Raw genomic sequence first — 22,297 nt, 5'->3', positions numbered from 1 at the left:
GACTCCTTAATATTGTACTTTAATTGAAAGCTCATGGAATTGGCTGGAAAGTTTTTCGAGTAATTCATCCGTGAGTTGTAAATGCCAAGCATTTCCCAATTGTAATAAAATATTGGCATAATCAGTATGGTATCTGAGGTAGATTGGTTTGCCATGTTCTGACTGGTGTTCTTTCATCAGTTGCAGTAGTTTTTGCAATTTAGTCGATTCTAACGGTGCATGGTTGGTTAATAATAATGATTTGGCGGATGAATCTCTAATGGCTTCGATCTGTTGAATTTCTAGTGGGCGAGTTCTCATGCCGCCATTGAAATCATCCCAAGTCAAAGTACCTTTAACGACAAGAATGGATTTAGTTGTGAGTGGTTGACTAAGGTTTTCTAGATGCTCATCATATAATCGTAATTCCATTCGGCCAGAGCGATCATCTAATGTCACAAAAGTCATTTTAAGACCTTTCTGATTAAACTTACTGCGAATACCAATGACCAATCCTGCGATTGTAGATTCAGGCTCTTTGGCGCGCGCAATACGATATGGAGGCTCTGGCATCGATAAGATTTCACCAATTGGATGTGTGACAATGGATTTTAATTCTTGACGATAACGATTAATTGGATGTGTTGTGAGATAAAAACCTAATGTATCGCTCTCATTTTCCAATAATATGCGCTCTGACCAAGCATCTGCTTGTGTTAAGTGAGTATTTGTAGGCATTGTATCTTGAGTTGAGTCGCCACCAAATAATCCAAAGAGATCTTCTTGTCCTGAGTTTAGGTTGCGTAAATGTTGTTCTGCTGCATGAATGGCTTCGGGGAGCGTTGCCAATAGATTTGCACGGAATTGACATTTTTCAGGGATTTTTAAAGGTTTTGGCGATAGATCATCTAAAGCACCAGCTTTAATTAAAATTTCAATTACGCGGCGATTCATTTTAGATAGATCAACACGGCGACAGAAATCAAATAAATCTACATAACGACCATTATTTTGCATCTCTTCAATGGCTTGTAATGCTGCGGCTTCGCCAACGCCTTTGATGGCACCTAAACCATAAATGACTTCGCCTTTGTTGTTCACTGTGAACTTATAATGTGAAAGATTGATGCTTGGTGGCAGAATGGTGAGCTTCATGTCTTCACATTCCTCAATGAATGTGACAACTTTTTCAGTATTATCCATATCTGATGACAATACAGCTGCCATAAATTCAGCAGGATAATGTGCTTTTAAATAGGCAGTTTGATAAGAAACTAATGCATAAGCTGCGGAGTGAGATTTATTGAAACCATAGCCCGCGAATTTTTCCATCAAATCAAAAAGTGCACCCGCTTTTTCTTTGTCAAAGCCTAGCTCTTCTGCACCTTGCATGAATAAGCCACGCTGTTTTTCCATCTCTTCAGGTAATTTTTTACCCATTGCTCGGCGTAATAAGTCAGCGCCACCCAATGTATAGTTACCAATAACTTGAGAAATCTGCATAACTTGTTCTTGGTAAACGATAACGCCGTATGTTGGGGCTAATACTGTTTCTAATTCAGCAAATGGGTATTCAATTTCCGCACGGCCATGTTTACGGTTAATAAAGTCTTCAACCATGCCTGATTCCAATGGACCAGGACGGAATAGTGCAACCAAAGCGATGATATCTTCAAAGTTATCAGGTTGTAATCGACGAATAAGATCTTTCATACCGCGAGATTCCAATTGGAATACAGCGGTTGTTTTGCAGGATTTTAATAGATCAAACGCAGGTTTGTCATCTAAAGGAATGTCTAGAATATTAATGTCTAGATTGCGTGTTTTTTTGATGTTTTGAATGGCCCAGTTAATGATGGTGAGCGTTCTTAATCCCAAGAAGTCGAATTTAACTAAGCCAGCTGATTCCACATCACTCTTATCATATTGTGCAACTAAAGCTTCGCTACCTTCTTCGCAATATAGTGGAGAGAAATCTGTAATGGTTGTGGGTGAAATCACAACACCGCCTGCATGTCGGCCAACAGATTTTGTTAAGCCTTCCAATTGCTTTGCATAATCGATGAGCTCTTTGACTTCTTCATCTTTTTCATAAAGGTCATGTAATTCAGGCTCTTGCATTAATGCTTTATCAAGCGTGATCCCTAGATCAAATGGAATTAATTTTGCAATGCGATCCACAAAACCATAAGGATGCCCCAATGCTCGGCCAACATCGCGAATTACTGCTTTTGCAGCCATTGTGCCATGAGTTGCAATTTGAGATACAGCATCACGGCCATATTTTTCTGCAACATACTCAATTACACGATCACGGCCTTCCATACAGAAGTCGACGTCGAAGTCAGGCATGGAAACACGTTCAGGATTTAAGAAACGCTCAAAAAGTAGATCGTAAGGTAGGGGATCTAAGTCAGTGATTTTCAACGCCCAAGCAACCAATGAACCTGCACCTGAACCACGGCCTGGGCCTACAGGAATATCGTGATCTTTTGACCATTGAATAAAGTCTGCAACGATTAAGAAGTATCCTGGAAATCCCATGTTGATGATGACATTGAGTTCGATATCCAATCGTTCTAAATATCGTGCTTGCTCTGGATGATCTGTGCCAATGCGATCTTTCAAACCTTCATGAGAGAGATGACGGAAATATTCATCCATTGTCATCCCATTTGGAATTGGGAAGTTAGGTAGGCAAGGTTTATAAAGAGAGAGTTCAACGGTGCAGCGTTTTGCAATTTCAACTGTATTGTCAATAGCTTCAGGAATATCTGAAAATAGTGCGATCATCTCCTCAGGAGATTTTAGGTATTGTTCTGGGCTATATAAACGAGGGCGTTTAGGATCAGAAATGACATTGCCTGCTTGAATACATGAGCGAATTTCATGGGCATCAAAATCTGATTTTTCCAAAAATCTTACATTGTTGACAGCAACCAAAGGGAGATTTTGAGCTAATGCGAATTGTTTAGCAGCTGTGATGAATGTTTCATCATTTTCTTGTTGCGTTCTTGAAATACCTAAATATAAACGATCATTAAACGCTTTAAATGGTTTAAGTGATTCAGGCCAATCTTCTTCTTTACGAGTTAAGAGCGTTGTACCAATCGGGCTTTCTTTGCCTGCAATAATGATCAAACCGCTTTGATATTGGTTTAACCATTCATAAGTAATATTAGGCACGCCACGTTCTTGACCATGACGATAACCTTCGCTCAATAAATTGGATAAGCTCAAATAACCATCCATATTTTGAGCCAATAATGTCAATTTTCCAAGAGTTTCATGCCCATCTTTCACATAACATTCAGCACCAATGATGGGTTTAATGCCATTCTTTAGAGCGGTTTCATAAAATTTTATGACGCCAAATGCGTTACCAATATCCGTAATTGCAACGGATTCAACTTCTTGTTCTTTCAATTGACTAAATAGTGGTTTAATTCGAATTAAACCATCGGCAATTGAAAATTCAGTGTGAAGATTTAAATGGACAAAACGCATGTGAATCCTTCGTCATGTGATGGTGAAAATTAGCCATTGTATCATGAGGGAAGGATTCACTGTTTAACAAAAAGGATTCACTTATGCCGCTGTCATTAGAGGACCCATTCTATTGTGCATCGCATGTTGTAAAGCAGCAAATAGAGTTGCGTGATGAATGCGCTGTTTCTTAAAGCGGAAAGTTTGCATAGCTTCTTTAGCATGATAATGGCTTTCGCGCATCAACTCTGCGATAGAGCTAGCTTTAAATTGTTCGCTCAATGCAATTGCACGATCAATGATGCCGTCTTTTTCTTGTTGTGAGAGTGAATTGAATAACTGCTGAAAACGTTCTTGCTTAATCATAATTTTCACCTTAAGTTCTCGTCGTTAATAATATAACTTAATTATAACTTTAGTTATAATGTTGTCAAATTATTTTGCACGAAAAGTTATAAATATTGTTATAAAATAATTTATGTTTTTAATATTCATTTATTCATCAATAGTTTAGTGCTTATCTATTCTTTCGTGATAATTGCTTAAAGTTATATTTCTGATTGATTTTATGATTAAAAAGTAATTTTTGGTTATAAAAAATGCCCCAAGATATTTCTATCATGGGGCATAATTAATGAGTAATGTATTGAAAATTAATTACATAACAGTTGAGTACCAGAAAACTCGTCCAATCACTTCAACTTGTTCTAAGGAAACATCAAATGCAGGATATTCTTCACGGTTATATGATTCCACTGTAATTACGCTACCTGTCTTTTGTTTAAGGCGTTTCATTTGCAATAAACCATCGTTATTAATGGCATAAACATCGCCATCGATGATTTTTTTACGAGATAAATCAATGCCAACTGTTGATCCATTTCTGAAAACAGGTTCCATGCTGTCACCTTTCACTGTTACACAAATGGCATCTTTGGGTGAAACACTTGCTTCTCTTAATGTATCTAAAGCAAAGCGGATGGTTCTGCCTTCATAATCGTCAAATTCGCTAGCGCCATAACCTGCTGATAACTGAACATCTTTATAAAAAGGTACCAAAACTTCGTCGTCATCAGTTGTTTCTTCACCAAATAATAACCAGTTTTCTGCTACGTTAAAATATTCAGCAATTTTAGGTAAATAGCGACTTCTTTTAGTTCTGCCTTGGCAAATTTTTGAGATCGCCGCTTGTGAAATACCCACATCGGCTGCGAGAATTTCCTGAGAGATTTTTCTCTCTTCGATCAAATGATTGATTCGATCAGCTGTATCTTTCATATAAACTCTCCTTAATTTACGAGAGTTAATATAACTTATAGTTATAAAAATAACAAGGGAAATACGGGGTTTGTGTGGTTAAAGTTATTATGTGTTTGTAGTAGGGATTGAATTATTATAATAAATGTAACTTTATGATAAGTTAGAGTGGTAATCCATGGATCAGAGTATGGGTTAGATGTTGTTTAAGTATAAATAATAAGAGGTCGTATTATGAAAATAAAAGCAGCAGTGTGTTATGGATTAAATGAATCTTTAAAAATTGAAACATTGAATTTAGATGAACCTAAAGCAGATGAAGTTTTAATTGAAATGGTAGCCACTGGATTCTGTCATACAGATGCAAGCGGGCAAAATGGTACGTTGCCTGTGCCATTTCCTATTGTGTTCGGGCATGAAGGTGCAGGAATTGTTAAAAAAGTTGGACAATCAGTTCGCTCGGTAAAAGAAGGTGATCACGTTGTTATTTCCATACCTTATTGCGGTGAATGTCGGCCATGTTTATTTGGACGTCCTGGTGAGTGTGAGCATTCAATGGAAGCAAATTTTGGTGGCTTCATGTTGGATGGAACAACACGTATTACGAATGAAAAACAGGAACCAATTCATATGTTTTTTGGGCAATCAACCTTCGCAAATTATGCGATTGCCAATGAAAAAAGTATTGTGAGGGTAGATAAAGATGTTGACCTTGCGCTTTTAGGTCCTTTGGGTTGTGGCTTTTTGACGGGTAGTGGCACAGTAATGGAAGGCATTAAACCAAGAATAGGTTCTTCTATTGTCATTTTGGGTTGTGGTGGTGTTGGTTTAAGTGCAGTGATGGGGGCTAAAATTGCAGGTTGCACCACGATTATTGCGGTGGATCTGAATCAAAGCAGATTAGAGATGGCAAAAGAATTGGGTGCAACCCATATAATCAATGGGAAAGATACGGATATTCAGGACGAAATGCTTGCGATTACAGATGGCTATGGTGTTGAATATGCAGTGGATGCATCGGGTAGTACATTTGTGGTATCTAAAGCCTTAAAAGCTTTAGCGCATGGCGGTGAAATGGTTCTAATTGCTGCTGGTTATCAAGAATTGAAGTTAGATATTAATATGGATATCTTTTTAAAAACGAGATCGATTAGAGGCATGATTGAGGGCGCTGCCCATCCTAAAGATTTGATTCCAAAATTGGTCGATTTCTATAAAAAAGGTATGTTCCCGATAGATAAGTTGATTAAGTTTTATGATCTTGAAAATATCAATCAAGCTTTTGAGGATTCTGCACAAGGTAAAACAATTAAACCTGTGATTAGACTTAAGTCATAATGGATGAATTTGGATGATAGTAGGTGGCCTTGAAAATCTAATTAAGATTTTTGGGGCTATTTAATTTAGCTTCAAATGATTGTGGCTGATCATCTTGAAATCACGAAACCAGTGCCCATATTCATAACTATCAAATTTATCGATCAATTAATGGTAAACACTGGAGAAGTTATGAGCCAAAAAGAAACAATGCAATTTCAAACAGAAGTTAATCAGTTATTAAAGTTAATGATTCACTCTTTGTATTCGAATCATGAAATATTTTTGCGTGAATTAATCTCAAACGCATCGGATGCTTTGGATAAACGCCGTTTCGAAGGTTTGACTGATGCTAAATTGATTGAGAATCAAGGTAACCCTGAAATCTTCATCACGATGGATGCTGAACAAAAAACATTAACCATTAAAGATAATGGTATTGGTATGAATCGTGATGAAGTGATTGAAAACATTGGTACAATCGCTAAATCAGGCACAAAAGCATTTTTAGAAAAATTGGAAGCGAATGAAAAAGATGTATCCAATTTGATTGGTCAGTTTGGTGTTGGTTTCTATTCTGCATTCATTGTTGCAGATAAAGTGACCTTAACAACGCGTAAAGCAGGTGAGCCTGAAGATAGCGCTGTGATTTGGGAATCAGCAGGCGAAGGAGAATTCTCTTTAGAAAATACATCGAAAGCAGATGCAGGTACAGAAATCACATTGCACATGCGTGATGAACATATTAATTTACTGAATGAATGGTCAATTCGTTCGATCATTACTAAATATTCTGATCACATTGCTTATCCTGTAATGATGGAGATTGAACGCACAAAAACTGTGCCAGCAGAACAAGAAGGCGAAGAGCCAACGACAGTTTCTGAAGTTGAAATTGAACAAATTAACTCTGCAACATCCATTTGGCAGCGTGATAAAAAAGATGTGACGGATGAAGATTATCAAGAGTTTTATAAGCACATCAGCCATGATCATGCCAATCCTTTATTGTGGTCACATAATAAAGTGGAAGGTAAAGTTAGCTACACTTCTTTATTGTTTGTACCAGAACATGCACAGCAAAATATGTGGGAGCAAAATCAAGATTACGGTTTGCAGTTGTTTGTGCGCCGTGTATTCATTATGAATGCAACTGATAAATTGATTCCACGTTATTTGCGCTTTGTGAAAGGTGTTGTGGATACGGCTGATTTGCCATTGAATGTTTCGCGTGAAATTTTGCAATCATCTTCTACATTGGATTCTATTAAGCAAGGCGTAACGCGTCGTGTGTTAACCATGTTGAACAACTTGGCAACAGGCGATGAAAAAGAAAAATATGCGACATTCTATAAAGAATTTGGTCGTGTGATTAAAGAAGGCATTGGCGAGGATACGTCGAACAAAGAAAATATCGCTAAACTCTTACGCTTTGCTTCTACGGAAAATGATGCGGAAGAGGTTTCATTTGCAGATTACATTGGCAGAATGAAAGAAGGGCAAGAGAATATCTACTTCATCACAACAGATAACTTGAATACTGCAAAAAATAGCCCGCATTTAGAGATTTATCGTTCTAAAGGTTATGAAGTGTTCTTGATGACAGATGTGATCGATGATTGGATGATGGGCTTCTTATCTGAATTTGAAGGCAAGAAATTTGTGAACATTGCGAAAGGCGATGTGAATTTGGATGATAAAACCGAAGATGAGAAAAAAGAAGAACCTGAATTAAGCAATGAAGATAAAGCAATCATCGATAAGATCACAAATGTATTGGGTGAAAAAGTTGAGAATGTGAAAGTTTCTAAGCGTTTAACCAATTCAGCATCTGTATTGGTTCGCAATGAATATGCTTTAAGTAGCCATTTTGAAAAAATGTTGAAAGAAGCAGGGCATGATGTACCAAGCATGAAGCCTTGGTTAGAAATCAATGTGAAGCATCCGTTGGTTGAACGCATTGCACGTGAAACTGATAACGCAGTTGCGGATGATTTAGCTATGCTAATCTATGAAGAAGCGCTATTGTTGGAAGGTTCTCAGTTGGAAAATCCATCTGAATTCGTGAATCGACTCAATAGATTGATGAAATAGTAGGCAGAATGCGGTAAAGCCTACTTTTTACGCAAAATTAGGCTTTACAACTGAGATTTTTTCTCTATAATACATCTCACTTCTTACGGAGAAGTGGCCGAGAGGCTGAAGGCGCGCCCCTGCTAAGGGCGTATACGTTAATAGCGTATCGAGGGTTCGAATCCCTCCTTCTCCGCCAGATTATGCGATCAAGCCCTTGTTTTACAAGGGCTTTTTTGTTTTTATGCTTTAACGAAGCGCACTACATAGTGAAATTGGTTTAAAATTATTTTTCTAATATCTCGCCCTCTGGGCGAGGTACTGATCTGATGGTTATTCTTAGATCGATTTGGCTATAAAATTCCATGTTGTCAGTCAATACAACATGATTATTGAGGAAAGAAAATGACAACCGCAGATTTTTATATATACAAGATTAAAAAAGATAGCCAAGGCAATATCGCAGGCGTGAGAATTAGACGCGTAGATGTGGATCAAGATGGCAAGATCATCGTAAAAGGTTCTAGATATGCTGTGAAAGGTTTGGTTTGTGATTTGTTGAAAACAAATAAATTAAAGATTCAAACAGCTGCCTATTCAAAGAATCAAAAGTTATGGACCGTATTGAACGATGTGAGCTTGGTTGTAGAAGGCGATAAAGAATATCTAAGAATTGATGGCGAACGCACATTGAAAGATGACTTGGGTACATTGCCTGAATTTTTATAATGGTTAGTATTTTTGAATGATTGATAACAGGATTCTATTTGAATCCTGTTTTACTTTATAGGTCTGCATTTAGCTGTATAAAGCACTAGAAGCTTACCAGCCTTTTTGTAAAGATGCTTTTAAGCTTTCAATATTAGCTTCAATTCTTTCAATGCCTTTATTGAGTTCATCTGCTTGAGCTTCAAAAGTTGTATCACATGTTATACAAAATAATGTTGGCTCTTTTTTGAGTTGACCAATCATTTCAGGAATGATTCTTGAGCACTTAGGGCATTTAATGTTGATGGAATGTTTTTCTAAATCTAAGTTACTCATTAATTTTCCTTTGCTACTTTGTTAATTCGTGATGGGAGTTAATAGTAGTACATGAAATTAATATATGGTTTATTGAAGTTAAAAATATATCAATTTGTGTAATATATGATTCATCCTAGAGGGATGTCAGTATTTTTGAGCCACACAGATGTGGTGGCGTAATCTCTTCGCCATGAAAAGTGTAGGTTGCTCGTAAGCATGATGTGATTTCTGTATTGAGAGTATCCAAGGCAGAAAATCGCATTTTAATCACGATCTCTTTGCGTTGTTCATTTTTGAAATATATGGTCTCCAAATGTTGGTAAGAAATTGGAAATGCAAGTGTTGTCATCGCAAATTTTCTTAATTGAACATGTTCCCGACTAATAGGATCAAATTGTTTTGCTATATGTTTATTTGCTGTGGGTTTAGTTTGTAGAGCATATTTAGCCTCTTTTTGGTTTTCATAAAGAAAAATGATGTACCAAACTAATAATAAGAATAGAAGAAAAAAAGCGGGCACAGAATAATGCTGAAATAGAGGTTCATCGATTTCATAATTATGATCGTGCGAATGAGAGTTTTGTTGTGACATATTGCAAAATAACTAGAAAAAACCGCTATATGTTAAGATTTATATATTTGCGTTGTCAAATTGTACATAAAAATACATTTTATGTAATTGTATAACTGGTGTCATTGTCACTCTTTGAGTTTTTTATTAATGTTATAATGATTATCAGATAATAAATAATGAAATAAGAGGCGAAAAAATGGCTGATAAATATATTCTTGTAAGTTTTGCAACCAATATTGGTAGTAGTCGAAAATTAATCTCTCTAAATAACATCACTGAAGTTTCTGAGTTGCCAAATAATGGCGGCCTATCAATTAAAACAAGTACTACGAGTTTTAGTGTTAAACGATGTACTTTGGATGCATTTATGGATTTTTTATCTGGTGACCAAAAAATTTTTAATAGTATAGATCTATAAATCAACCCCATTTTATATTGATAAAATGGGGTTGATTGATTTGAAAATTATTGTAAAAGATTATTATATTGCGTTTGTATAGAAACATAATTACATTGATTAGAATCACAGGCAGCTTTAATGGCTTCATTCATAATGTCACGATTTTTTTCATGTGAAAGTGCTTCAAATGCTGTGAGCTGTGCCTTGACATCCACATTTGTTAATTCTTCATTGACGAAATAGTTGACAGAGTAATTGACGGCTTCTGTATTATCAAAATCCATCGGATGCACGAAAAAAATGGGTTCTGCTGTCACAAATGTGAATGTTGCACTGAATAAAACTGTCATGATAATTTTTTTCATTTTGATCACCCTTCAACAATTAATGTATCTCGTGAGATGCATACTAGAACGCTTGTGAGCTAGATACAATCGAGATATCACGCAATGCTAGCTTGGATCAATGTTATGTGATTTAAATCGGATATTCGTACTATTCAATGACACAACTGTGTCATCTTGAATGTTACTTTGTGCATAATCTTAGTTATTAGGAATTAAATATGCCGATAATGCAAAAATTACCCTTTGTGATTCGTTGTCAACATTGTCATTGGATGATGTCAGAAAGTAGTGACGCCATTGAGCTTCCGTCATCGTGTCCACGGTGCGGTCAATCCAAATTTAAATATGAAACGAATACACAACAGTCACCGAGAGATTATCTCTTGCCCAAAAATACGAATCCTTCTCGTTGGTTTAATTATTTGAAAAGATTATTTGGTGCATAGTTATTGGCACTATCTTTTTGTGTAAAAACGCTATAATGCTAAGCATTGATAAAATAATGAGTAAGAATATGTCACAGAAAAATGTTCAATTGGCTTATCGCTTAGCAGGTATTTTAACGAAGTTAAATCAAGGTGATCGCTTAGAAATATCAAGACTAGCAGATGAATATAAAGTGGAAGCAAGAACCATTAATAGAGATTTACGTGATCGTTTTGCTTTTTTAGATTGGGAAGAATTTGGCCCTAAGTATTATAGTTTAGCCAAATCATCCTTGGGGCGATTATATCAAGAGGATATAGATCGCTTTGCGAATTTTGCCAGTATTCAGAATCTTTTCCCAAAATCTGATCGAGACTTTTTTCAAAATCATTTAGCCCAGAGTATTTATATTAAAGGGCATAATTATGAGGATATTACAGATAAATCCTCAGAGTTTGGGCTGATTCAATCGGCAATCACGCAACAGCAATATTTGAATTTTTCTTATCAGAAAAATAATGGTGAGATTAAAGATTATACAATCGCACCTTATATTTTATTGAATCGCAATGGAATATGGTATTTAGTGGGTTTAGACAATGGAAAAACGAAAACTTTCTGTTTCTCTCAGATTGAAAAGTTGTGCGCATTGAATGAAACATTCTGTGTGGATCAAGCACTTTTAGACAATATAAAAAGCACGGACAGTATTTATTATGGCAATCAATTGAATGAAGTGATCATTCGAGTAGATGCTGAAAAAGCGATCTATTTTAAGCGCCGCGCCTTATTACCCAATCAAACCATTGTGAAAGAGGAAGATGGCGGCGATTTAATTGTGAAAAGTGAAAAAGTTAATCAACAAGAGATTTTGGCCTTAATGCGTTACTGGATTCCTAATGTGAGAATTCTAGCGCCTGAAGGTTTACAAGAGCAGTTGAATGAGTCATTGAGGGAGTATTTACTCACCTAACTCATAAGCCTCGCCCAGTGACAACATCAATCGATTTGCCCAAGAGAAAAACGCAACGGATTGAACTAAGTCCAATAGCTCTAAATCATCTAAACCTAAATCACGCAATCTCTCAATTTGTGCAGGGTAAGCAGAGATAGGGGTTGTGGAAAGGGAAGCGGATAAGTCCGTGACTGCTAATAAGCGCTCATCAAAGTTTTGCGTTAAAACTTCACCTGCTTGAGTTGCAAGTAATTGGTCAATATCATTTTTGCGATCTTTGGCTAAGTGGCTCGCTTTGCGTGCATGGACAGAAGCACAATAAATACAGCCATTCACTTTGCTCACAACAGTAGCTGCATATTCACGTTCCCAGCGCGGTAAACCTTCTGGCGTATAGAAAACGCCGCGATCGATTAACGTTCGGAGTTCTAAAATCCTGCTTTGGTGAGCCAACAATAAAAAATATTCAGACTTGATTTGTTCCATTTTAGTCATGACGTCAGCTTCTTCATTGCTTAATGTAGAGGCATCACGAGCATTTAACCAACTTTCCCATCCCAATAAATCTTGCGTGAATGTTGTCGATGCTGTTCTTCCTTGTGCAGTCTGTTGATTTTTATTCCAAATGCCAGCAGTTACTGGCTGAGTTTTTGTACGGTTGGATTTGTTTTCTAACAGTAACATGCCTTCAATTAATCTTGCTTGATAAGTCACAAATGTGACTAACTGCGCCAATAATAAAAAATCTTTTTCGTGCCAACCTGATTCAATGACAGCATTCACTAATGCTTTATTTGCTTGCTTAGGTTTTTCAATGATCACATTCACATAGTTTAATGCTGCATCATAAATATCAGAATTCAAATTAATAGAATTTGTACCAAGCTGTGTTTGGTAATAATTAGCGAGTAGATCACTACCTGTTTTGCGAGCCACTTTTTCTGCAATAAAATATTTAATGGATTGGCTTAAATGTTCTGATTCTGCTGAGAAAATCGTTTCAAAAGCTAGTTGTAAATGATTAGTTGCCACATCTCGCATTAAACGTGCTTTAGCCAGTTGAGATTGTGGATCCAATTGAGTTAATTGGCTCACTAAATCTTGTTTTAATGCCATGATCAATATCCTTTTTTAATTCATATTTAAAATGCATGTTATATATGTTAATAAATTTCGTCAATAAAAAACGATAGAAAGGCTGGTAGTCTTTATGAATAAATCCCCCTATAATGAAAATACTCATAAAATTAAATAATGATGAGATAAAAATAGGGAGAATATGATGGCCGCACAGATTTCACGACGAGGTTTCATAAAATTAGGCGCGATTGCGGGCATTACTGTCATGATTGGCAAGTTGCCATTTGCAAATGCAACGCAGGTAAATTCGGGTCCGAGCAGTGCAGATTGGATCGGAAAAGATGGCAAAGCTAAATTTCGCTGGGACGCCATTCGTAAAGTGACAGGCCATAAAAATTTTGCGCGTGATTATCGTGCGAAAGATATTCCAGATTGGCCTGAACAGCAAAGTTATGCTTTTATGCTGAAATCCATTCATGCAGATAGATCGTTTGAAGGAATAGATTTATCCATCTTGGGAAATCATTTGCAGCCAGATGTTTTGATACTGCAAGAAGATTTGGTGAAAGATGGCTTTAATATCCCGCAAGATACAAGTATGGGCGGCGGTTTTTATGGCCAAAATATTCTTGTGCCAAAAGGAGAAACACCGCCAATTTTAGGTCATCCAGTTGCAATTTTAATTTATAACGATTTCGCACGATTCAATTCAGCTCAACGCATGTTACGTTTTAATGAAGATGTTGTGAAATATGGTGCAGTTACAGGCATTAAACCACCGAAAAATTATGGCGCAGCTCGTTATGTGAGAATTGGCGGTGCAACGCCTTATGATCGTTCGGTATTTTCACCTTATACAGATGCAGCGATTAAAGGCGCTTTTGATGGCAATGATGTGGTTTGGCCACCGTTTGCGCCACATCAAAAACCTGCAACAATTCCTGCTATTGTCCGTAAAGATCGTGGAGGTGGCTTTATTCATGCATTGCATCAAGCAGATAAAAAGCCTGATACACAAGGGATTGCGATGGATTATGCCGAAAGTTTAGCTGAAGCCATTGAGCAAGCTAAAAATGATCCTAATAAGTTTGTATTGGAACGTAAAGGTTTTTCACAATCAATAGATCCTTGTGCAATGGAGCCTGATAATTGTAATGCTTGGTATGATCGTGCTCATAAAACATTACATGTATTAACCGCAACACAATCGCCTGCGGGTGTTGCCAATATGGCTGCTGATTTATCCAAAAATAAAAAAGCCTTTCCTGTTGAAACAATCATGTTACTGACGGGATCTACAGTTGGTTATGGCTCTAAAGATTATTCAGTTTTCCCAATTTATGCGATGGCAGCAAGTTTTTATAGTCAATATCCTGTCAGAATGGCGAATGATCGATATGAGCAGTTCCAAATGGGGATGAAACGCCATGCCGTAGATATGGATGTTACGATTATGGGCGATCGTACAACGGGTAAATTTGAGATTTTAAAAGGTACTTATAGCTGTAATGGCGGTGGGCGAGAGAATTTATCCGTTGCAGTTTCTCATGTGGCAGTTCGTGGTGCACAATCTATTTATTATTTCCCTAATTCAGATTTAACAGCACTAGCGATGGCAACACCAGCGGTGGAAGCAGGATCAATGCGAGGATTTGGTTCATTGCAGTCGATGGCTGTGACAGAATTGATGGTGGATGAGATTGCATCAGAATTAAATATCAGTCCGATCGAATTGCGTCGTAGAAATGCAATTTTAGAAGGCTATCCCAATACACAAGGAGGGATTATTGCTGGCGATCCTCGTAATGTAGAGATGCTAAATATGGCAGAGAAACATCCATTGTGGGTGAATCGTGATGCCAATAAAGCTAAGTTCGATGATGCCAATCCAGGTAAGTTATACGGCGTTGGTTTTTCTCAGGTTCAGCAGGTTTATGGTTCCAGTGGAGTGCCAACAATTTTGTCTTTATCTTTCGATAAAACTGGAAAATTAACGATGCGCCATTGCGTACAGGAAATTGGCACAGGCGGCACAACAGCGCAACAAGTGATGATCTGGAATGCATTAGGTAAAGCACCTGATGTTGTGGAATTTGGCGTCACTGAATTTGAAGAGTTACCATTGAAAACAGGTTGGGCGGATCAGAAGAAGCAAGATGAGTTATCCAAAACGGATCCTTATTGGACACCAGGATTAATTCCCGATATGAGTTCTTCAAGCGGCGTTTATTATATTGGTTTTGGTACGCGCCAAGCGGGTAAGTTTTTATTAGAAAATACTTTGTGGCCAGCAGCAAAAGCCATTTGGAGCGAAGGGATTGGTGGCGGTACTTTCAGTAGTTTAAATGTTGAATTATCAGACATTCGTGTGGGGCCAGATGGTGTTGGCGGTGGTGGAATGACGCCTTTGTCGTTTGATGTTTTAGCACAAAAAGCTCACGAAATGGGATTGATTACAGGCGTTGCAGTGCATGCTTATTCTAGCTGGCAATGGGCAAGAGCGGATTTTGATATTCCAACTGTTGGCATGGTTAATCTGCCACTAGATGCGATTGCTGTGCAATATGGTGAAGGCGCACCTAAACATTTGCAAGATGAAATGACAACAGGTGGATTTCATTTCATTAAACGCAAACAAGCGTTTTATCCACCGACAGATCGTTCAGGGGCTGACCCAACAACTGTCACACCTGCATCATGTTTGGTGGAGCTGAATGTGAATACATTCACAGGCGAAGTGGAAATTATGAGCCATCATATGATGATGGATCCTGGAACGATGATCGTTCCTGAATTGGTGTCAGGGCAGATTCAAGGTGGTACAGCAATGGGCATTGGACATGCTTTAATGGAAGAGATGCCATTGTATGAAGATGGCCCAGGTAATGGTACTTGGAATTTCAATCGTTATGTATTGCCACGAGCAAAAGATGTCGCTGTTTGGCAGCAAACGACAGATTATTTGCCGCCTTTATCTGAAACTTCTCCGCCAAAAGGTATGGCGGAACTTGGCATGATTCCGATATTACCTGCCACAAGTAGTGCATTAACTCATGCGACAGGCAAACGATTCTATGAGTTCCCAATCACACCAGAAAAAATTAAAAAGGCATTATCATGAGCAATCAAAATATAACATCTGTGATTGAAACAAAACCATTAAGCATGATCATTAATGGTGAAAAAATTGGGCCAATGGATGTGCCTGTTGATATGATGATGATCGATTTTCTACATGAATATTTAGATCTAACGGGCACGCATTTTGGTTGTGGGCAAGGGATTTGTCATGCTTGTACAGTGGTTGAATTGCAAGATGATGGTAATATCATTGAAAGTAGAACATGTATTTATGGCGCACATTTATTCAATGGTAAAAATATCATCACAATTGAAGGGCAAGCAGGCAAGGATGCCGAAGGTAAAGCAACATTAACCGCGATTCAACAAGCTTTTATTGATCATTTTGCATTTCAATGTGGTTATTGTGCTTCGGGATTTGTGGCAGCCGCGACAGTATTCATTGATCGATTGAAAAAAGAACCCATTCGTCGAGAACATCTAGAATCAGCCATTGAAAATGCATTGAATGATCATATTTGTCGTTGTACAGGTTATGTTCGTTATTATGAAGCTGTTCGCCAAGTGGCATTGGAAACGCCAGGTTGCGTGATTAAATAAGGGGCGAATGATGAAAAGAAGAAAACACAATGGTTCAAGATTTCGCAAGTGGTTTGTCAGCATCATTATTTTAGGTATTGTTGTTTCAGTCCCCATTTTATTGGGTGTATTTCGTCAAACATCTATTTCTAAAGAGATTGAGATACCTTTAACAGATGCAGAAATGCAAGCATTGATTCCACGTGGTCAAGAGTTAGCGCTGGCTGGTGATTGCTTTGGTTGTCATTCATTGCCAAATGGTGCAATGGGCGCAGGTGGTGTTGCGATTAACATGCCTGTTGGTACGATTTATTCCACCAACATTACGCCAGATAAACAGTATGGTATTGGTAATTATACGCGTGCAGATTTTCATCGTGCGTTGAAAGATGGTATTGGTCAACAAGGGAATTTATACCCCGCAATGCCATTTGTATTCACGCATTTAACGACATCGGATGATTTAGATGCATTGTATGCTTATATGATGAGTATTCCACCATTAGCAGTACCCAATAAAGAGAATACAGGTGTTTTTACTCTGCCAGTTCGCCCATTTTTAAATTTTTGGACATTACTGAATTTTCCAGATCGTCAATTTCCTATGAATCCAGAGCGTACAGATGCTTGGAATCGTGGTGCTTATTTAGTGGAAGGATTGGCTCATTGTGGGGCTTGTCATTCGCCACGTAATTTTATGATGGGCGTTGAGTTTGATAAAGCTTTAACAGGTGGTTTTGTGGATGATTTGGCCATTCCGAATATTACAGCAGAATCGTTATCGCAAAAAGGTTTTAGTTTGTCATCTTTGACTGAATATCTGCATACTGGCGTTTCTCCTGAAGGTGATTCTTTTGCAGGCATGAATACTGTGACACATTTTTCAACAAGCCAAATGACGCAATCAGATGTGATGGCGATGGCTAATTATTTGTTAACGGATTCACAAGGACAATTACTGAGTCCTAAAGTAGCACCTAAGCCATTAGCAATCATAGAGGAAAAACCGTTAGAGGATCGCATGTTAAATGGTCGATTGAACTATATTGCGGCATGTTCTAGTTGCCATGGAATGAATGGTTCGGGTATTCCAAATGTTGTACCAGCTTTGAAAGGTGATGGTATTGTGATGATGGAAAATCCACAAACATTGATTTCTGTCATCTTACATGGTTTAGCAACCACAACCTATACGAATCAACAGCGTTATTATGCAATGCCGAGCTTTTCGGATCGGATGAGTGATCAAAACATTGCAGATCTTGTGATGTGGCTTCGTGCCGAATGGGGCGGGCAAGCAACGCCAATCAGCGCTAAAGATATTGCAAAAGAGAAGAAATGATTTTCATAGGTGATTAACATTAAAGCCCTAATGCAGGGCTTTATTTTTTGTTTGTACAATATCCGCCATGATGGCTAAAGCTATTTCAGCGGGTGTTTTACTGCCTAAAGCTAAGCCAATCGGTGCATGAATACGATTTAATTCGTCATCTGAAAAATCTGTGCATTCACGCAATCGCGCCAATCTGTTGGTGCTATTGCGTTGAGATCCCATTGCACCAATGTAAAATGCAGGTGTTTCTAAAGCTGCCATCATCGTTAAATCATCAATTCTAGGATCATGCGTGAGGGATAAGATGGCAGTTTGTGCAGTGCAGCCATATTTTTCTAAATAGTTAGCAGGAAAGGTCTGAATTAATTGTATTTTCTCGGCCAATGGGCTTTGTGTAATTTGTCTGAGTTCTTCGTCGCGATCTTCGCATACAATAATGTTAAATCCTAGAGCGCTTGCAAATTCAATGCAATACAGTGCAACAGCAGAAATACAAGCAATGAAAATGGTCGTGCAACTTTGTAGGTTGATCATAATTTTTTGATCATGCCATTCGATTGCATAAGGCAATGAGTGTTCAGATTGAGCCAGTTTTGCAGCTTCTCCTAATGTTATGACTTTTTGTAGCGTTGCTTTGCCTTGGAGGGCTTGCTGTACTTGTTCAAGCATTGAGATATTATGTGAAGTCGGCTGGAGATATTCGACTAATAAGTCAATGCTACCACCACAAGGGAGCGCGATATTTGGCCGATATTCGGATTCACCATTGCCATAGCGAATGGCTTGGCTAGGTAAAATAAATTGTTGTTGAGCAATTTGCTTTAAGAAATCTTCTTCAATGCAACCACCTGATAATGAGCCGCTATATTTTCCATCCGCTGTTGCAACTAATAGTGAGCCTGCTGAGCGAGGAGCAGAGCCATAAGTTTTCAATACAGTGCATAACCAAATGGGTTGTGCTTGTTTAAGCCATTCAATGGCATGTTCAATGACGATTAAATCTAGCGTTTTCATGGCAAATAACTCATTAAATCTTGAGGATGATCGATATCCTGAATGCTGCCTCGATCTTCTACGGGCAGAGCAATTGCAGAAAATTTTTTTAAAATTTGCATAGCACCTTGGTCGCCTTGTAAAGCCATCAATTGTGGATATAAGCTTTTTTGAAAACCAACGGGATGACCAAATATACCTTTATAGCAAGGTCGAACGATTTCATGTTTTTGAGTGGCATCGTAAACTTTTTGTATGGTGGATGATTGAATGAAAGGCAAGTCGCCATGCAATATTAATAGATGATCCCATGATTGATTGTGGGCAACAGCTTGAGCAATACTTTCACCAATACCATTGGTCTGAATCGATAGAGTTGGGCTGCCCAATTGATCCGCTAAATCATGAACCATTGGTTCAGAATTATTGGTGATGATGCAAATCTCATCAGCTGAAAAGGTATTGCGCGCGGCTTGATAAGTTAAGGCCAGCATGGATGTATATAATTTATCGCAAGGATAAAGGAGCTTATGTCGACCGCCATTAGCCTCTTTAAATCTTTGACTTTTTCCCGCCGCCATTAACAGTAAACCAGTTGTCATTTATCTCTAATATCCATGAGTTATCAGCAAAATAATAAATTTATATGCATAAAATTTTTTTATCATCTATCATACGCGTTTCGTTAATTACAGACAAACTACACGAGGGAGGAGTATATGTCTGAAGAGCAGCCCACATTGTCAGAAATGTTACCACATAGAACGGTGATTAAGGGCGTTATTATTACTGTGATTGCAGCCATTTTATCCATCGCTTTGTATCATATCTTGCCTTACGATGATAATGCAAACAAAGGGATTGGTTTGTTATTATTCATTGCCATTTTATGGTTCACAGAGGCTGTACACATTACAGTGACAGCATTAATGATTCCTATATTGGGTGTTGCGATTGGTATTCCTGAGTTGTCGACACAAAAAGCTTTAAGCACATTTGCGAATCCAATCATTTTCTTGTTTTTTGGTGGCTTTGCATTGGCAACGGCACTACATATCCAACAGTTAGATAAAAAGATCGCTTTTTGGCTGATTTCTTTGTCAGGTTCTCATTTGGGGATTGCAACATTATCCATGTTCGGTGTGACAGCATTTTTATCCATGTGGATCAGTAATACAGCAACAGCAGCGATGATGTTGCCATTGGCATTGGGCATGATGCAGCATCTAGATAAAACAAAAGATCGCAATACTTTTGTATTTATTTTATTAGGTATTGCATATTCAGCAAGCATTGGTGGCTTGGGAACAATTGTTGGTTCACCGCCTAATGCCATTGCTTCTGCTGCATTGGATTTAGATTTTACAGGTTGGATGGAATACGGTTTGCCAATGATGTTGGTGTTATTGCCAGTGATGTTATTGTCGATGTTTTTAGTGTTGCGCCCACGATTGAATCAAAAGATTACGGTCACAACAGAAAGTATTCCTTGGACTTTGCCTAGAGTCATTACGTTGGTGATCTTCTTAGCAACGGCAGTGGCTTGGATTTTTGGTAGTTATATTGGTAAAAAATTTGGCATCAGTAGCCCTGATACTTGGGTTGCAATTGCAGCAGCCATTGCTGTGATTTTATTTGGCTCTGCTACATGGAAACAAGTATCCGATGGTACAGATTGGGGTGTTTTACTCTTATTTGGTGGTGGTTTAACTTTAAGTGCTTTATTAAAAGATTCAGGTGCATCACTGGTTTTAGGTCAGCAAGTTGCCAACACATTTGGTACATCGCATCCTTTATTAGTCATTGTCATTGTGACAATCTTTATCATTGCATTAACTGAATTCACAAGTAATACAGCATCTGCCGCATTATTAGTGCCTGTATTTGCAAGTATTGCAGCGCAAATGGGTATGCCGAAGGAAGTCTTAGTATTGGTGATCGGCATTGGTGCATCTTGTGCATTTATGTTGCCAGTTGCAACGCCACCCAATGCAATTGTTTTTGGTTCGGGCTTAATTAAGCAAAAAGAGATGATTAAAGCAGGCTTAGTCTTGAATGCATTCTGTATTGTGGTCATCAGTTTATGGGCGTATTTCTTCTTGCTCTAAGATTGATGCTAATGGTATATGCAATATACATAGATAATAGATACATAGATTCATAAATTTGTCCCGCTGTCATGGCGGGATTTTTTTGTTTGTAATAATACGCAATGAGATTTCAAGGTAAAAGAAAAGCCTGCATCGGCAGGCTTCAAGCAATATTGTATTGATTAATAGTGACTATTTATTTTGTCATATAATCAGAATATGGTGTGACCGCCATCATATCTCTTTGAATAGGCTTAGTACTTTCGATTACGATACCTAAACTCATTCGATCGAATACTTTATAGATCATAACCATGCCCGCTGCTTGACCAGGGATGCGAATGCGCTTACTTGGGTTCATTGGATCATTTTTAAAAATGTCTGCTTGTTGAACCAAAAGAAGATCACCTGGAGATAATGCTGAATCAAAACCTTTATCAAGTACGACATTGCCACCAACAGCAACGCTTTTTAACATACCAGGCGTTGCAACAACTTCTGCTTCTGTTTTTTGTGGTGCTGATTTTGGTTCAAAGTAAAGATTACCAATAGTGCTCATTGGCGCTTGTTCAATCAAGAATTGACTTGGAGCTAAACCTTTATTAGTAATGCTTTTGATATAAACTGTGGAAATACCATCTTTACTATTTTCAACAATAACTTCGCCTGTTTTTAAAAGCTCTGTACCAATTTCTGTATTTTTCTTTTTCTTGCCTTTGCTGATGTCTTCGAGTTTTACACCTTTATGTGTTGTACCACGCTCATAAACATCATAAGTTTTACCTGGCGTTAGATCACCTTTTACGAAGGCTTTAAGATTTGTATAGCCCATTAAACGGTCATCTTCAAAACCGACAATATATGGTAATGCTTTAAGTTCTTCAGCGCTGACAATTTCCATATCTACGAATTTACCACGTAAATAATCGTAAGAAATTACTGGTAGACCTAATTCAATTGGTACTTCTCTCATTTCTGGCGTAAGTTTAACAGTGCGCATACCGCCTTGTTTTTTATTGGAAGCGCCTTTGAAATTTCTCTTGTAAATAATTTTACCATTCACAATAGATAATTCATCACCAGGATAGATGCGGTTAGGATTAGAAACTTGAGGGTTGCTTTTCCAAAGTTGGCGCCATTCCCATGGATCATCTGTATATTTTTTTGCTATGTTCCATAATGAATCCCCTGGTTGAATAACATAGTGTTCTGGCGCATCAGGTTTGAGCGTTGCTGCCATCGAAATAGACGCACACAACAAGCTTGTTGCAATGAGTAGGCGCTTTATATTCATAAATTAT

20 protein-coding genes and 1 tRNA gene are annotated in these 22,297 nt (G+C 37.8%); 11 read left to right on the top strand and 10 right to left on the bottom strand.

All coding sequences use genetic code 11. The annotated features are described in order from the left end of the window. Positions 1–6: 6 nt before the first annotated feature. The 3 genes from dnaE to ACA100_RS09580 form a co-directional block, all read right to left on the bottom strand. Positions 7–3,486, bottom strand: coding sequence for a DNA polymerase III subunit alpha (gene dnaE / locus ACA100_RS09590; protein WP_481077489.1), 3,480 nt, complete (start codon positions 3,484–3,486; stop codon positions 7–9). An 81-nt stretch (positions 3,487–3,567) separates the two neighbouring features. Beyond that, positions 3,568–3,831 (bottom strand): hypothetical protein, encoded by a 264-nt coding sequence (locus ACA100_RS09585; RefSeq protein ID WP_481077488.1) that lies wholly within the window; start codon positions 3,829–3,831, stop codon positions 3,568–3,570. A gap of 291 nt (positions 3,832–4,122) precedes the next feature. Continuing rightward, positions 4,123–4,743: an XRE family transcriptional regulator gene (locus tag ACA100_RS09580; RefSeq protein ID WP_481077487.1), complete on the bottom strand. Its 621-nt coding sequence runs from the start codon at positions 4,741–4,743 to the stop codon at positions 4,123–4,125. A gap of 213 nt (positions 4,744–4,956) precedes the next feature. On the opposite strand from ACA100_RS09580, the gene ACA100_RS09575 reads away from it, so the two are divergent. The 4 genes from ACA100_RS09575 to ACA100_RS09560 all read left to right on the top strand — a co-directional run bounded on the left by ACA100_RS09575 (position 4,957) and on the right by ACA100_RS09560 (position 8,841). Beyond that, the gene (locus tag ACA100_RS09575; RefSeq protein ID WP_481077486.1) at positions 4,957–6,060 is read left to right on the top strand and encodes an NAD(P)-dependent alcohol dehydrogenase; all 1,104 of its coding nucleotides are present in this window, start codon (positions 4,957–4,959) and stop codon (positions 6,058–6,060) included. 171 nt (positions 6,061–6,231) lie between these two features. Further along, positions 6,232–8,133, top strand: a complete 1,902-nt coding sequence (gene htpG, locus ACA100_RS09570) for a molecular chaperone HtpG (protein ID WP_481077485.1) — start codon at positions 6,232–6,234, stop codon at positions 8,131–8,133. Between the two features lie 87 nt (positions 8,134–8,220). Next, positions 8,221–8,311, top strand: a tRNA-Ser gene (locus ACA100_RS09565). A gap of 206 nt (positions 8,312–8,517) precedes the next feature. After that, entirely contained in the window at positions 8,518–8,841 is a 324-nt protein-coding gene (locus ACA100_RS09560; RefSeq protein WP_481077484.1) for a hypothetical protein, read from the top strand. 93 nt (positions 8,842–8,934) lie between these two features. On the opposite strand, the gene ACA100_RS09555 is transcribed toward ACA100_RS09560, so the two are convergent. Then, a complete protein-coding gene (locus tag ACA100_RS09555; RefSeq protein ID WP_481077483.1) occupies positions 8,935–9,156 on the bottom strand; it encodes a hypothetical protein in 222 nt (73 codons plus the stop codon). A gap of 115 nt (positions 9,157–9,271) precedes the next feature. Then, positions 9,272–9,730 carry a hypothetical protein gene (locus ACA100_RS09550; protein WP_481077482.1) on the bottom strand — a complete coding sequence of 153 codons (459 nt, stop codon included), beginning with the start codon at positions 9,728–9,730 and terminating at the stop codon, positions 9,272–9,274. 178 nt (positions 9,731–9,908) lie between these two features. Between ACA100_RS09550 and ACA100_RS09545 the strand changes: the two genes are divergently transcribed. Next, positions 9,909–10,130 (top strand): hypothetical protein, encoded by a 222-nt coding sequence (locus ACA100_RS09545; protein WP_481077481.1) that lies wholly within the window; start codon positions 9,909–9,911, stop codon positions 10,128–10,130. A 47-nt stretch (positions 10,131–10,177) separates the two neighbouring features. Here the strand turns inward: ACA100_RS09545 and ACA100_RS09540 are convergent, their stop codons facing one another. After that, positions 10,178–10,477, bottom strand: coding sequence for a hypothetical protein (locus ACA100_RS09540; RefSeq protein WP_481077480.1), 300 nt, complete (start codon positions 10,475–10,477; stop codon positions 10,178–10,180). Between the two features lie 200 nt (positions 10,478–10,677). Here ACA100_RS09540 and ACA100_RS09535 point away from each other — a divergent pair, with 200 nt between their 5' ends. Both ACA100_RS09535 and ACA100_RS09530 read left to right on the top strand, forming a co-directional pair. Then, positions 10,678–10,905 carry a hypothetical protein gene (locus tag ACA100_RS09535; protein WP_481077479.1) on the top strand — a complete coding sequence of 76 codons (228 nt, stop codon included), beginning with the start codon at positions 10,678–10,680 and terminating at the stop codon, positions 10,903–10,905. Between the two features lie 68 nt (positions 10,906–10,973). Beyond that, the gene (locus tag ACA100_RS09530; RefSeq protein WP_481077478.1) at positions 10,974–11,858 is read left to right on the top strand and encodes a helix-turn-helix transcriptional regulator; all 885 of its coding nucleotides are present in this window, start codon (positions 10,974–10,976) and stop codon (positions 11,856–11,858) included. Here ACA100_RS09530 and ACA100_RS09525 read toward each other — a convergent pair. Then, on the bottom strand, positions 11,847–12,956 hold the full coding sequence (locus tag ACA100_RS09525; RefSeq protein WP_481077477.1) for a peroxidase-related enzyme: 1,110 nt from the start codon (positions 12,954–12,956) through the stop codon (positions 11,847–11,849). The two genes, ACA100_RS09530 and ACA100_RS09525, sit on opposite strands and share 12 nt — an antisense overlap. A 166-nt stretch (positions 12,957–13,122) precedes the next feature. Here ACA100_RS09525 and ACA100_RS09520 point away from each other — a divergent pair, with 166 nt between their 5' ends. Genes ACA100_RS09520 through ACA100_RS09510 form a run of 3 tightly spaced genes read left to right on the top strand, consistent with a single transcriptional unit; the run spans position 13,123 to position 17,922 of the window. After that, entirely contained in the window at positions 13,123–16,041 is a 2,919-nt protein-coding gene (locus tag ACA100_RS09520) for a xanthine dehydrogenase family protein molybdopterin-binding subunit (protein ID WP_481079125.1), read from the top strand. After that, the gene (locus tag ACA100_RS09515) at positions 16,038–16,601 is read left to right on the top strand and encodes a (2Fe-2S)-binding protein (protein ID WP_481077476.1); all 564 of its coding nucleotides are present in this window, start codon (positions 16,038–16,040) and stop codon (positions 16,599–16,601) included. Before ACA100_RS09520 ends, ACA100_RS09515 begins: the two co-directional genes overlap by 4 nt. 10 nt (positions 16,602–16,611) lie before the next feature. After that, positions 16,612–17,922: a cytochrome c gene (locus ACA100_RS09510; RefSeq protein WP_481077475.1), complete on the top strand. Its 1,311-nt coding sequence runs from the start codon at positions 16,612–16,614 to the stop codon at positions 17,920–17,922. 27 nt (positions 17,923–17,949) lie between these two features. Here the strand turns inward: ACA100_RS09510 and ACA100_RS09505 are convergent, their stop codons facing one another. Further along, on the bottom strand, positions 17,950–18,927 hold the full coding sequence (locus ACA100_RS09505) for an XdhC family protein (RefSeq protein ID WP_481077474.1): 978 nt from the start codon (positions 18,925–18,927) through the stop codon (positions 17,950–17,952). Beyond that, positions 18,924–19,508: a nucleotidyltransferase family protein gene (locus ACA100_RS09500; protein ID WP_481077473.1), complete on the bottom strand. Its 585-nt coding sequence runs from the start codon at positions 19,506–19,508 to the stop codon at positions 18,924–18,926. Before ACA100_RS09500 ends, ACA100_RS09505 begins: the two co-directional genes overlap by 4 nt. Before the next feature lie 117 nt (positions 19,509–19,625). Between ACA100_RS09500 and ACA100_RS09495 the strand changes: the two genes are divergently transcribed. Then, positions 19,626–21,014, top strand: coding sequence for an SLC13 family permease (locus ACA100_RS09495; protein ID WP_481077472.1), 1,389 nt, complete (start codon positions 19,626–19,628; stop codon positions 21,012–21,014). A 178-nt stretch (positions 21,015–21,192) separates the two neighbouring features. Here the strand turns inward: ACA100_RS09495 and ACA100_RS09490 are convergent, their stop codons facing one another. Further along, complete coding sequence (locus ACA100_RS09490) at positions 21,193–22,290, bottom strand: LysM peptidoglycan-binding domain-containing protein (RefSeq protein WP_481077471.1); 1,098 nt, start codon at positions 22,288–22,290, stop codon at positions 21,193–21,195. Positions 22,291–22,297: the final 7 nt, after the last annotated feature.

This window comes from Wohlfahrtiimonas sp. XWW7 (genome assembly GCF_056716055.1).
Note: the sequence above shows the minus strand (reverse complement) of the source record. Positions and strands in the feature narration are given on the sequence as shown.